This is a genomic window from Alteriqipengyuania abyssalis (genome assembly GCF_019857185.1).
Taxonomy (GTDB): Bacteria; Pseudomonadota; Alphaproteobacteria; order Sphingomonadales; family Sphingomonadaceae; genus Alteriqipengyuania; species Alteriqipengyuania abyssalis.
Genome location: NZ_JAHWXP010000001.1, coordinates 72,402 through 85,139, shown reverse-complemented (window position 1 = coordinate 85,139; position 12,738 = coordinate 72,402). Strand labels below are relative to the sequence as shown.

12 protein-coding genes are annotated in these 12,738 nt (G+C 65.8%); 6 read left to right on the top strand and 6 right to left on the bottom strand.

Annotated elements, in window-relative coordinates; translation table 11 throughout:
* Nucleotides 1–90: 90 nt before the first annotated feature.
* Nucleotides 91–1,770, top strand: a complete 1,680-nt coding sequence (locus tag KYN89_RS00415) for a thiamine pyrophosphate-dependent enzyme (protein ID WP_222823315.1) — start codon at nucleotides 91–93, stop codon at nucleotides 1,768–1,770.
* A gap of 63 nt (nucleotides 1,771–1,833) precedes the next feature.
* Here KYN89_RS00415 and KYN89_RS00410 read toward each other — a convergent pair whose 3' ends face one another.
* Nucleotides 1,834–2,004, bottom strand: a complete 171-nt coding sequence (locus KYN89_RS00410) for a CsbD family protein (RefSeq protein ID WP_222823314.1) — start codon at nucleotides 2,002–2,004, stop codon at nucleotides 1,834–1,836.
* 189 nt (nucleotides 2,005–2,193) lie between these two features.
* Complete coding sequence (locus KYN89_RS00405; protein ID WP_222823313.1) at nucleotides 2,194–2,586, bottom strand: EVE domain-containing protein; 393 nt, start codon at nucleotides 2,584–2,586, stop codon at nucleotides 2,194–2,196.
* A 202-nt stretch (nucleotides 2,587–2,788) separates the two neighbouring features.
* Here KYN89_RS00405 and KYN89_RS00400 point away from each other — a divergent pair, with 202 nt between their 5' ends.
* The 5 genes from KYN89_RS00400 (at nucleotide 2,789) to KYN89_RS00380 (ending at nucleotide 8,204) form a co-directional block, all read left to right on the top strand.
* Complete coding sequence (locus tag KYN89_RS00400; protein ID WP_222823312.1) at nucleotides 2,789–4,471, top strand: putative bifunctional diguanylate cyclase/phosphodiesterase; 1,683 nt, start codon at nucleotides 2,789–2,791, stop codon at nucleotides 4,469–4,471.
* 78 nt (nucleotides 4,472–4,549) lie between these two features.
* Entirely contained in the window at nucleotides 4,550–5,359 is an 810-nt protein-coding gene (gene dapF / locus KYN89_RS00395; RefSeq protein ID WP_222823311.1) for a diaminopimelate epimerase, read from the top strand.
* Complete coding sequence (locus KYN89_RS00390) at nucleotides 5,356–6,531, top strand: MiaB/RimO family radical SAM methylthiotransferase (protein WP_222823310.1); 1,176 nt, start codon at nucleotides 5,356–5,358, stop codon at nucleotides 6,529–6,531. Before dapF ends, KYN89_RS00390 begins: the two co-directional genes overlap by 4 nt.
* The gene (gene ftsY, locus KYN89_RS00385) at nucleotides 6,528–7,457 is read left to right on the top strand and encodes a signal recognition particle-docking protein FtsY (protein ID WP_222823309.1); all 930 of its coding nucleotides are present in this window, start codon (nucleotides 6,528–6,530) and stop codon (nucleotides 7,455–7,457) included. Before KYN89_RS00390 ends, ftsY begins: the two co-directional genes overlap by 4 nt.
* Nucleotides 7,458–7,547: 90 nt before the next feature.
* Complete coding sequence (locus tag KYN89_RS00380) at nucleotides 7,548–8,204, top strand: inner membrane-spanning protein YciB (protein ID WP_222823308.1); 657 nt, start codon at nucleotides 7,548–7,550, stop codon at nucleotides 8,202–8,204.
* A gap of 11 nt (nucleotides 8,205–8,215) precedes the next feature.
* Here the strand turns inward: KYN89_RS00380 and KYN89_RS00375 are convergent, their stop codons facing one another.
* The 4 genes from KYN89_RS00375 to KYN89_RS00360 all read right to left on the bottom strand — a co-directional run bounded on the left by KYN89_RS00375 (nucleotide 8,216) and on the right by KYN89_RS00360 (nucleotide 12,724).
* Nucleotides 8,216–9,451: a potassium/proton antiporter gene (locus tag KYN89_RS00375; protein ID WP_222823307.1), complete on the bottom strand. Its 1,236-nt coding sequence runs from the start codon at nucleotides 9,449–9,451 to the stop codon at nucleotides 8,216–8,218.
* A gap of 90 nt (nucleotides 9,452–9,541) precedes the next feature.
* Nucleotides 9,542–11,470, bottom strand: a complete 1,929-nt coding sequence (locus tag KYN89_RS00370; RefSeq protein ID WP_222823306.1) for a potassium transporter Kup — start codon at nucleotides 11,468–11,470, stop codon at nucleotides 9,542–9,544.
* Between the two features lie 133 nt (nucleotides 11,471–11,603).
* A complete protein-coding gene (locus KYN89_RS00365) occupies nucleotides 11,604–12,335 on the bottom strand; it encodes a tetratricopeptide repeat protein (protein ID WP_222823305.1) in 732 nt (243 codons plus the stop codon).
* Nucleotides 12,332–12,724, bottom strand: a complete 393-nt coding sequence (locus tag KYN89_RS00360) for a cytochrome c-type biogenesis protein (RefSeq protein ID WP_222824071.1) — start codon at nucleotides 12,722–12,724, stop codon at nucleotides 12,332–12,334. Before KYN89_RS00360 ends, KYN89_RS00365 begins: the two co-directional genes overlap by 4 nt.
* Nucleotides 12,725–12,738 lie beyond the last annotated feature (14 nt).

The following is a 12,738-nucleotide window of genomic DNA, read 5'->3' as shown; positions in this document are numbered from 1 at the left end:
TACCCGTCCGCCGGTGGGACACTGCCCGCGTTCAAGCGTTAACGCGCGGGATGATTGCCCACCGCCGCAGCCCGCTCTAGACGCGGGCGGATGGCTGACCACAAAACTCCGCAGGCTGCGCGCCTGCTCGTCGATTGCCTTGCTGCGCAGGGTTGCGATCGCATCTTCACCGTCCCGGGCGAGAGCTTTCTCCCGGTGCTCGACGCGCTGGTCGATGTTCCGCAGATCAATGTGACGACCTGCCGGCAGGAAGGCGGCGCCGCGTTCATGGCCTGTGCCGACGGCGCGATGAATGCTGCGGGATCGGGGCGGCCCGGCGTTGCCTTCGTCACCCGCGGGCCGGGCGCAACCAATGCCAGCATCGGGGTGCATGTCGCCATGCAGGACAGCCAGCCGATGATCCTGTTCATCGGCGACGTCGGGCGCGACATGCGCGATCGCGAGGGTTTTCAGGAGATCGACTTCCCGGCATTTTTCGCGCCGATCTCCAAGTGGAGCGCGCGGATCGACCGGGCGGACCGGATTCCCGAATATATCGCGCGTGCCTATGCCACCGCGATCTCCGGGCGGCCCGGCCCGGTGGTGCTCGCCCTGCCCGAAGACATGCTTTACGACGCGACCGAAGCGCTTCCCCGGGCGGCTGTGACGCGGCCCGCGCAGGCACCCTGCCCCGATGCGATGCAGGCGATGATGGCGCTGATCGGCGATGCCGCCGCGCCGCTCGCGATCATCGGCGGAGCGGGCTGGAACACCAAATCCCGCGAGTATTTCCAGCTGTTTGCCGAGCGGCTGGGCCTGCCGGTGGCGACAGCGTTCCGCCGGCAGGATGCGATTTCGCCATCCTCTCCGGTCTATGCGGGGAACCTGGGCTATGGCCCGAACCCCAAGCTGGTAGAGCGGGTCAAGGCGGCCGACCTGCTGCTGGTGGTCGGCGCGCGGCTGGGCGAGGCAACCACCGACAGCTACCGCATCCCGCCGCTGGAGGACAAGGAGCGCACGCTGATCCACGTCCATCCCGATCCTGCGGAAATCGGCAGCGTCTACCCCGCCGACCTCTCCATCTGCGCCAGCATGGACGAATTTGCAGAGAGCGCGGCGCTATGGGCGGGCGAGGATCCGCTGCCGTTCGACGCGGGTGCACAAGCGCACCAGGAATGGGCCGAGTGGGCCACAGCGACACCGAGCGACACCTACCCGCTCGACCTCGCGGCCTGCGTGCAGTTCATGCGCGATACGCTGCCCGCCGATACGATCATCTGCAACGGTGCGGGCAATTTCGCCGGCTGGTGGCACCGCTACTGGCGTTACGAGGGCTATCCCAGCCAGCTCGCGCCGACCTGCGGCGCGATGGGGTATGGCGTGCCCGCAGCGGTCGCGGCGGCGCAGCGTTTTCCGGAGCGGACCGTGGTCGCCGTGGCGGGCGATGGCGATTTCCTGATGAACGGGCAGGAACTGGCGAGCGCGGCGCAGGCGGGCTGCGATCTTCTGGCGATCGTGGTCGATAACAGCGGCTACGGCACGATCCGGATGCATCAGGAACGCGAGTTTCCCGAACGGATCTCTGCCACCCACCTGGTCAATCCAGACTTTGCGGCCTTCGCCGCGAGTTTCGGTGCCTGGAGCGCGACTGCCGCAACCACCGGCGAATTCGAGGATGCCCTGATCGAGGCGAAGGGACGCAAGGGATTGCGGCTGATCCACGCGAAGATCGACATCGAACAGCTCGCTGCAAGCGGCGCGACCGTCAGCGGTCTGCGCGCAAAGGCCTGACGCGACGAAAAAGGGGCGGCGCCGCAATGGCACCGCCCCTCTTTTCACTTCACTGCGTGACGATCAGATATCGTCGCCGAGCGCGCCCTGGACTTCGCCCTTGGCCTGCTGGGCCTTGCCCTTCACTTCCTGACCGCGGCCTTCGGCGCGCGTTTCGGGATCGTTGGACTGCTTCTTGACCTTGCCGATGGCTTCGTTGACGTTACCTTCGACCTTGCTCTTCAGTTCACCCATTTGCGTTCTCCATCTCATGCGTCGGCATCAGCGCCGATGTGATAAAGAAACCGGGAAACAGGGGTTTACGTTCCCTTTGGCAGGGTCGGATGCGCCCAAGCGAGTGCCGCTTGCGACCAGCGCGTCACGGCGCTCCACCTATCATAATTTCGGAACAAACGCCGCGCATCGGAGTGCGCGAAAGCCGCGTCAGACACCCGCCATTTCGAGGATGATCGACCACTCGTCCGGCATCACCTCGGCCACCGAAAGGCGCGACAGCTTGACCAGCTGCATTTCGGCCAGCTGGGGCTCCGCCTTGACCTGTTTCAGGGTCACGACGCTGGGAAGCTTGGTCTTGGGCTTTACCCGCACCGCAGCCCACTTGCCCGTATCGTCGGTCGGGTCGGTCATGTGAGCCTCGACGATTTCGACGATGCCGACGATCTCGCGCCCGATATTGGAGTGGTAGAAGAACGCCTGGTCGCCCACCTCCATCGCGGCGAGGTTGTTCTTCGCCTGATGGCTGCGGACACCGTCCCACACGCCGGTGCCTTCCTTTTCCAGATCGTCCCACCCATAAACGTCGGGTTCCGATTTCATCAGCCAGTAGCGCAATGTCTGCTCCCTTGAATCTGTAGCGTCCTCGGGGAGAACGCATGATCGTGCCGAGGGTCCATCGCACGCAAACCACAATCGGCGCGACTTTCGCACGGCGCATTTACCCGATTTTCAAGACCTGCTGCCAAAAGTGAGTCGAACCGGACGGAAAACTGCATTCTCAGGATGAAGATTGCCACGCCTCATGGGTGACAAGGTCGACGATCTGCCCCGCCTCGACAAGGCGCAGCGCGACGTGGTGATGCTGGGCATCGCCACTGCGGCGATCATCCTGTTCGTCGGCATCGGCGGCACCGTGATGCCGCAGGTCGCGCGGCACTGGCTCGACAGCAGCGCCACACCGCCCGATACCGCACTCGTCAACGCCCTGCTGCTCAATATCGCGCTGATCATCTTCGGCTGGCGTCGCTATGTCGATCTGCGCAAGGAGATCGAGCAGCGCCGCGAGGCCGAAGAACAGGCGCGACACCTTTCGCAGATCGACCCTCTCACCGGCTGCCTCAACCGCCGCTGCGCGACCGAGAAAATGATGAACGCCCTCGCCGCGATTGGCGACACGCAGTACGCTGCTGGTTTTGTGATGATCGATCTCGATGGCTTTAAGGAGATCAACGACACCAATGGTCACCAGGCCGGCGACGAGGTGCTGCTGGAAGTCTCCCGCAGGCTCAAGTCGATGACGCCGCCCGGCGGGGACTGTGCGCGCCTGGGTGGCGACGAATTTGCGTTCATCATGCCGCTGGTAAAGGATGATCCCGACAGTCTGGAACTGTGGGCATGCGAGATGACCGGCAATATTGCCAGGCCGATCGATACCGAGGTCGGTTCGCTCGAGGTGACCATTTCGGTAGGTATCGCGGTTCACCGGCCCGAAGAGCCGATCGAGAATTTGGAAACGGCGGCGCGCAAACTGATGCGTCGCGCCGACCTCGCAATGTATCAGGCCAAGAAGGAAGGCCGGAACCGGTTCTGCTGGTTCGATCTTTCGATGGAGGCCGAGGCGCGGATTAGACGCGAGATGGAAACGGCGATTCGCGCCGGGCTCGAACGCGGCGAGTTCACCCCTCATTACGAACAGCAGATCGACCTTGAGACCGGGCAACTGGTCGGCTTCGAAATGCTCGCCCGCTGGCATTCGGCGGAACTGGGCGAAGTCAGCCCGGATATCTTTATTCCGATCGCCGAAAATTGCGGCCTGATCGGCCCGCTGTCCGAAATGCTGATCCGCCGCGCACTGATCGACGCCCAGAGCTGGAGCCCCAGCCTGACCCTGTCGATCAATATCTCTCCGGTTCAGCTGCGCGATCCGTGGCTGCCGCAGAAATTGCTGAAGCTGTTGCTGGGCAGCGACTTTCCGCCCCACCGGCTGGACGTGGAGATTTCCGAAGCCTGCCTGCAGGAAAACCTCGCCGCGGTGCAGACGATGATCGTCAGCCTGAAGAACCTGGGCGTGCGTGTCAGCCTCGACGATTTCGGAACCGGCTTTTCCACCCTCACCCAGCTGCGCACCCTGCCCTTCGACCGCGTCAAGATCGACAAGAGTTTCGTCGGCGAGCTGCGCCGCGTGGCGCAGGCCTCGCCTGAGCTGATGCACAATCGCGAGCAACAGGATCACATAGTCAACACGCTCGTCTCGCTGGGCCAGGGCCTCCAGATTCCCATTACCGCCGAGGGGATCGAAGATGCTTCGATCCTGGAAACCCTGCGCGGCATGGGGGAGATGAAGGGCCAGGGCTATCTCTACGGCAAGCCGGAAGATGCGGCAGCCGTGGTCAAGCGGCTGAGCGAGCTCGACCTGCTTGCCGAAAACGCGGTGGCAACCGGCGCGCAGCCCGCTCCCGATCCCGACCACCGAAAGAGCGCCTGAGCCTCACGCGCCGCACACCTCGCATTATACGCGCACGGCCTTTACGCGGGGGCCACCCCGCCATAAGTGCGCAGAACTATGCGCCTTCCCTTCATCAAGATGCACGGCCTGGGCAATGATTTCGTGATCCTCGACGGGCGCGAGATCGACCTGCCCTCACTCGACACCGCGCAAATCCGCGCGCTGGCGGACCGGCACCGCGGGATCGGCTTCGACCAGCTGATCGTACTCCGCCCGTCGGACGAGGCGGACCTCGCGATGCGGATCCACAATGCCGACGGCGGCGAGGTGGAGGCATGCGGCAACGCGACCCGCGCGGTCGCGGTCCTGCATGGCCAGCCCGCCAGCATCGCCACCGCCGGCGGCACTCTTCGCGTGCGCCCGGGCGAGAACATGGCCGAAGCCGCAATGGGCCGCGCGCGGTTCGACTGGCAGGACATCCCACTCGCCTACGCGATGGACACGCGAGAGATGCCGCTGGGCTGGGACATGCTCGAACGGCCGAGCGCGGTGAATGTCGGCAACCCGCATATCGTGTTCTTCGTCGACGACGCACGCGCCGTGCCGCTGGAGACGCTGGGCCCGGAGATCGAGACCGACCCGCTGTTTCCCGAGCGGATCAACGTCAACGTCGCGCAGATCCTGTCGCGCAAGGCGATCCGGCTGCGTGTGTGGGAGCGCGGTGCCGGGCTCACGCTGGCGTGCGGCACCGGGGCCTGCGCCACCGCGACCGTCGCCTATCGCCAGGGGCTGGTCGATGCCGAGGTCGAGGTGACGCTGCCCGGCGGCACGCTGACCATCCGCCACGACGAGGAAGGCGGCATTCACATGGCCGGCCCTGCCAGCGAAGCGTTTCGCGGCACCTTCGAGCTGGACGACTATTCTTGAGCGAAACCCGGGTCATATCGCTCGGCTGCCGCCTCAACCATGCCGAGAGCGAGCGGATCGCCGCGCTGGTAGAGGCGCAGCCCGATCTGGTGGTGGTCAATTCCTGCTCGGTCACGCGCGAGGCGGTGCGCCATACGCGGCAGGCGATCCGCCGTGCGCGCAAGGCGCATCCCGGAGCGCGCCTGCTGGTGACCGGCTGCGCCGCCGAGACCGAGCGCGAGGCGCTGGGCGCGATGGACGAGGTCGACGGGTTCGTTGCCAATCAAGCCAAGCTCGACGCGCGCAGCTGGAACGTCCCCGAGCCGCGCGTGGCGCTGCGCCAGCAGGGGACCCGCGCCTTCATCGGCGTGCAGAACGGCTGCGACCATGCCTGCACCTTCTGCAGCATCCCGGCGGGGCGTGGCACCAGCCGGTCTGACGATATCGCCGCCGTGTTGCGCGCGGTCGAGGCGCGGCTGATCGAAGGCACGCGGGAAGTGGTGCTGACCGGGGTCGATCTGACCTCCTGGGGCCACGATCTGCCGGGCGAGCCGCGACTCGGTGCGCTGGTCGCCGCAATTCTGGATGAATTCCCGCAATTGCCGCGCCTGCGCCTGTCCTCTGTCGACGGGATCGAGATCGACGACGCGCTGTTCGATCTGATCGCAGACGAACCACGGGTGATGCCGCACCTGCACCTCTCGCTCCAGCATGGCAGCGACCTGATCCTCAAGCGGATGAAGCGGCGGCATCTGCGCGGCGATGCGGTCGATCTGGTCGCGCGGCTCAAGGCGCAGCGGCCCGAGATCGCGATCGGCGCGGACCTGATCGCGGGCTTTCCGACCGAGACCGATACGCATCATGCCGATAACCTCTCGATCATCCGCGAATGCGGCATCGTCCACGGACATATCTTCCCCTACTCGCCCCGCGCGGGCACGCCTGCCGCGCGGATGCCGCAGGTGGGCGTCGCCACGATCAAGGCGCGCGCTGCCGAATTGCGCAGCGCCGTGCGGCGCACCCGCGATGGCTGGCTCGCCAGCCTGATCGGCCAGCCGCACACAGTGCTCGCCGAGAAGGACGGCAGCGGTTACACCCCGCACTTCGCGCGCGTCGCCTTGCCAGAAGGCACCGCGCCGGGCACCATCGCCTCCATTACCCCCACCCGGATCATCGAAGGGATGCTCGCATGAGCGAACAGAGCTCCTCCAGCTGGAGCGACCGCCTGCTGGGCGGCTTTCGCAAGACTTCCGACCGCCTGAGCGAGAATATCGCGCCGGTGGGAAATACGCGGCTCGACGACGCCACGCTCGACGAGATCGAGGATGCGCTGATCATGTCGGACCTCGGCCCCGAAGCCGCTGGCCGCGTGCGCGAGGCGCTGCGCGAACAGCGCTTTGGCGCCGAGATTACCGAACGCCAGCTGCGCGAGGCGGTGGCGGAGGAAATCGCCGCGATCCTGCGCCCGGTCGCCAAGCCGCTCGAAGTCACCGCCTTTCCGCGCCCGCAGGTGATCCTGGTGATCGGCGTCAACGGCAGCGGCAAGACCACCACCATCGCCAAGCTCGCGCACCTCTTCATGGAAGACGATTACGAGGTCATGCTGGCGGCGGGCGACACCTTCCGCGCCGCCGCGATCGGCCAGTTGCAGACCTGGGCGGACCGCGTCGGCGTGCCGCTGGTGCGCGGGCCCGAGGGCGGCGATCCGGCCTCGATCGTGTTCGACGCGGTCAAGCGCGGGACCGATGAAGGCACCGACGCGCTGATCGTCGACACCGCAGGCCGGTTGCAGAACAAGCGCGAGCTGATGGATGAGCTGGCGAAGATCCGCAAAGTCCTCGGCCGCCTCAACCCCGAGGCGCCGCACGATGTCGTGCTGGTGCTCGATGCGACCAACGGCCAGAATGCGCTCAGCCAGATCGACGTGTTTCAGGAGGTCGCAGGCGTCACCGGGCTGATCATGACCAAGCTGGACGGCACTGCACGCGGTGGCATCCTTGTGGCGGCGGCGCAGAAATACGGCCTGCCGATCCACGCCATCGGAGTCGGCGAACAGCTCGACGACCTGCGCCCGTTCGACCCCGATCTGGTCGCGCGCGTCATCGCAGGGGTGGCCTGACAGGTCGTCATTGCGATTCGCTTTTGCGACCGACCTGGCGCATGGAATGCCGCGCGGCTGCGCCGCTCGTAACGACACGGGAAGACATTGATGGCCGACACCCAAACGCCGCCCAAGAAGACCAGATCCGGCTGGCTCAACGTCGCGATCGACTATGGCCCGTTGATCGTCTTCCTGCTCTCGTTCTACCTCTTCCGGCCCGATGGCGATGATTCCGTCGGCACGCTCGTCGCCATCATCAAGTCGACCGGCGCATTCATCGTTGCCGCCATCGCCGCACTGATCGCGAGCAAGCTGCTGACCGGGCAGATCTCCAAGATGCTGATGCTGTCGACCGTGCTGATCGTCGGTTTCGGCGGGATGACGATCCTGCTGCGCGATCCGTTCTACGTGCAGGTGAAGCCGACCGTGCTCTACGCCTTCTTCGGTGTCGTGCTGCTGATCGGCTGGCTGCGCGGCAAGGCGTTCCTGCAATGGCTGCTGGAGGCCGCGTTCGAAGGGCTCAGCCAAGAAGGCTGGCTCAAACTGTCGCGCAACTGGGGTTTCTTCTTCCTGTTCCTCGCGGTGCTCAACGAAGTGCTGCGCATGAACCTGAGCTTCGAGGACTGGCTCTGGTCCAAGCTGTGGGTGTTCATGGGGCTCAGCTTCGCGTTCACCTTCAGCCAGATCCCGATGCTGCTCAGGCACGGGCTCGACCCGGAGCGCAAGGAAGGCCTGGTCGAGGAAGAACCGCCCACGGGCGCCTAGAGTACCGGAGCCTAGAGCTCCGCGTCATCCGCAGGCACGGGGCCGGCCACATCCTGCTCGGCCCGCAGGCCCAGGCGGTTGGCCAGCCAGTTGATCGTCGGCCCCTGGATCATGCTCGACAGCAGAACCACGAAGAACACGATGTTGAAGATCGTGAACGCGCTCGGCACGCCCGCGACGATGGGGAAGGTGGCGAGCACGATGGGCACCGCGCCGCGCAGCCCCGCCCATGACACGAACAGCTTGGCCCGCCAGCCGAACTGACGGAACGGCGCGAGGCACACGAACACGCTCACCGGGCGGGCAATGAACATCAGGATGAAGGTGATGGCGAGGCCGGGCACGATCACGCCGGTGAGGTTGGACGGCGTGATCAGCAGGCCGAGCGTGAGGAACATGACCACCTGCGCCAGCCACGCCAGCCCATCCTGAAAGGTGGAGACGATCGTGCTCGCGCGGTAGGTCCGGTTGCCTGCGGTCAGACCTGCGACATAGGCGGCAAGGAAGCCGTTTCCGCCAAGGACGGATGCCAGCCCGTAGGCGATCAGCGCAGCAGCGATGGAAATGACGAACGCGAGGCCGCCATGGCGGTATTGCGAGCGCTTGAGGATCTCGGGCAGCAGGTAGCCCGCGCCGAAGCCGACGGCTGCGCCCAGCACCATCTGGAGCAGGAATTGCGGGACCAGCGTGATCGGCGAGAAGTCGGGCACGGTAATGAACATCAGTGCAGCCCCGACGAGGAAGATCGCCATCGGGTCGTTGGAGCCCGATTCCACCTCGATCAGCGCGGGGACGTCGCCATGCAGGTCGAGCCCGGTGGACCGCAGGATGGCGAACACCGCCGCCGCATCGGTCGAAGCGATGATCGCGCCCAGCAGGAAGCCCTGATACGGGCTGAACCCCAGCAGCAGGTTCGCCGCGAGCGCCATGATCCCCGCACTGATCAGAACGCCACCAGTGGCCAGCACCAGCGCGGGCGTGGCAACACGGCGCACGTCGCGCCAGTCGGTGTCGATGCCGCCAGAGAACAGGATGAAGATGAGGCACGCGATGCCTACGCCCTGGGTCAGCAGGTAATCGTCGAACGCGATCCCGCCGGGCCCGTCCACCCCGGCCAGCATGCCCAGGCACAGGAAGCCGATCAGCGCCGGCAATCCGAACCGACTCGAAAGCGAGCCCGCGAACACCGTGGCGAGAAGGAGGATGCCCAGGACGAGGAGCGCGACTTCCGGGCTAAGGCTCAGCATAGGCCCGTGAGAGACGATCACCGGCAAGGTGACAAGGGGAAACCGTCGGTGCCGTAAACCCGCAACGTGCGGATGGCGTCTTGCAGAACTCTAGATCCGCACCTGAGAACCCAGCTCGACCACGCGGTTCGTCGGCAGGCTGAAGAACTCCATCGCGCTTGCCGCGTTGCGCAGCATCCAACTGAAGATCTTCTCGCGCCACACGGGCATGCCCGGCTTGTCTCCCGGCAGCAGCGTCTGGCGGCTGAGGAAGAAACTGGTGTCCATCATGTCGAACTTGCCGCCGCAACGGCTCATGTGTTTCAGTCCTTCGGGCACGTTGGTTTCGTCCATGAAACCATAGCGCAGCACCGCACGGTAGAAGCCGTCGCCGATCTCGGTGAACTCGCAGCGCTGCTCCGGATCGACATAGGGCACGTCCTGAATCTCGACCGTCAGGATCACCACGCGTTCGTGCAGCACCTTGTTGTGCTTGATATTGTGCAGCAGCGCGGAGGGCACACCGGCGGTGCTCGACGCCATGAAGATCGCGGTGCCCGGCACGCGGGTGGCGCTGTTCTGCGCGGACTTGGCGAAGATCTCGATCGGCAGCGCGACCTCGCCCATCCGCTCCCGCATCAGCTTGCGCCCGCGCGACCAGGTGGTCAGCAGCAGGAAGGCGAATCCGCCAACGACCAGCGGGAACCAGCCGCCCGAGGGCACCTTGGGCAGGTTGGCCGCGAAGTAGGCCCCGTCGACGAAGACGAACAGCAGGAACACCGGCACCATCAGCCACCATTTCCACTTCCACACCGCGATCAGCAGCACGCCCATCAGCAGCGTGTCGATGAACATCGCGCCGGTCACCGCGATGCCGTAGGCACTGGCGAGGTTGGTCGAGGACTGGAACATCAGCACCAGCAGGATGACCGAGACCATCAGCACGTTGTTGACGAAGGGAATGTAGATCTGCCCGCGCTCGGTCGCGCTGGTGTGTTCGGTCGAAAGACGCGGGATGAAGCCCAGCTGGATCGCCTGGTGGGTGATCGAGAACGCGCCGGAGATCACCGCCTGGCTGGCGATGAACGTCGCAGCAGTGGCGAGGATCACCAGCGGCAGGCGCAGCACGTCGGGGGCCATGACGAAGAACGGGCTCTTCATCGCCTCCAGCGTCTCGGCCGGGTCCATCGCCGCGATCATCGCCCCTTGCCCGAAATAGTTGAGCAGCAGGCAGGGCATCACGAAGCCGAACCAGCTCAGCCGCATCGGGCCGCGGCCGAAATGGCCCATGTCGGAATACAGCGCCTCCGATCCGGTCACCGCCAGCACGACCGAACCCAGCGCGAGGAAGGCGATGTAGCCGTCGGTGAGGAAGAACTGCACCGCGTACCAGGGGTTGAGCGCCTGCAGAATGTAGGGGTTCTGGACGATCTGGATCGTGCCCAGCACCGCAATCACGCTGAAATAGACGATCATGATCGGCGCAAACAGCTTGCCCACGGCGGCGGTGCCGCGCCGCTGGATCAGGAACAGCCCGACCAGCAGGACCAGCGCGATGGGGATGACCAGTGGCTCCAGCCCGGTATTGACCACCGTCAAGCCCTCGACCGCCGAAAGCACGGAAATCGCGGGCGTGATCATCGAGTCGCCGTAGAACAGCGCGGTCGCGAACACGCCCAGCACGACGGTGAGGAAACCCCAGCGCGACTTGCCGATATAGCGCGAGAGCAGCGCAACCAGCGCCAGCGTGCCGCCCTGCCCCTTGTTATCCGCGCGCATCAGGATGGTGACGTACTGGATTGAGACGATCAGCGTCATCGACCAGAAGATCAGGCTGACCACACCATAGATGTGCAGCTTGTCGATGGTCAGGCTGTGTTCGCCCAGAAAGGTCTCGCGGAAGGCGTAGAGCGGGCTGGTCCCGATATCGCCAAAGACCACGCCGACCGCGCCCACAGCGAGCGCCGCCTTCGAGCCGCTGGAGTGCGACTCGGTGAATTTTTCCGGTGCCAGGCCCGGCTGGACGGATGCTCCGCTCATAAAATCTTCGCGATGCTCAACCTGTTGCGGACCCGGCGTCGACGAACCAGTGCGTTTGTCGGGTGCGACGGGCGCGGTTAGCAGTGCCCGTGTGCAAGTGCAACATCGCGCGCAGTTGCGATCGGCGTGCCGGCTATTGCCTCGGCTGCGCGGGGCCCATCTGCGGCTGCGCCCCGGGTGCCTGCATTCCGGGCGCACCCTGCATCGCCGGGCGTTCCTCCATCGCACGTTCTCCGAGCACGCGGATCACGCCGTCGAGCCGCTCCAGCTGCGCCGCGACGTAGTCACGGCCGCGCGCACCTTCCGGCGCGTCCTCGACCGCCTGTGCCCAGAACTCGCGCGCCTCGCCCAGTGCACCGCCGCGCATCGAGACGATGCCGCGGAAATAGGACGGCGCGGGATTGCCCGGCGAGGCTTCGCGGGCACGCTCGAACGCATATTCCACCGGCGGCGTGACCCGCCCCTTGGTCTGTTCGGCAAGGGCGAGCGCCAGCGCCAGCCACGCTTCCCCGTCGTCACTATTCTCGTGCACGCCGTTGCGCAGCAGGCCAGCGGCGTCGCGATGCTTGCCCCGGCGCGAGAATGCATCCGCAGTCACCACGAAGCGCGCGGGCATGATGCCTTCGATATTGTAGAAGCTGCGCCGCAGATCGATCAGCGACTCCGATGTCGGTGAGACCTCGACCTTCGCGGAGCGCGGGCTGCCGGGCAGGTCGGGTGAGCCCTGCCACGCATAGCCCGCCAGCGCGAAGACCAGCGCGGAGGCGATCAGCGTCCACACGCGGCGTCCCTCGCCCGCCACCAGCCAGGCGACGCCAAAGGCGGCGAGTGCAAGTACGCCGATTGCGATCCAGGTGCCGATCATTCGCCGCGCCTCCCCAGCCGCCGGAACAGGATCACGCCCGCCACCAGCAGAAACAGCACCGGCAGCGCGAAGAGCGGCCAGGTCGCCGAATCGAGCCCCGGGCGGTAGGTCACGTAATCGCCATAGCGCTCGACCAGCCAGGCGCGGACCTGTTCGGGGCTTTCGCCCGCCGCAATCCGGCTGCGCACCTGATGGCGCATGTCCCCCGCCATCGGTGCATTGCTATCGGCGATAGACTGCGACTGGCAGGTGAGGCAGCGCAGTTCTTCCATCAGCGCCTGCGCGCTCGCCTCCTGCTGCGGATCGGCGAGCTGGGTGTTCGCCAGCGGCGCGGAAGAGGTCATCTGCCCCGCCGCCGGACCTGCGATGGGTGCGCTGAGCGAGAGCATCGCTGCGGCCAGAA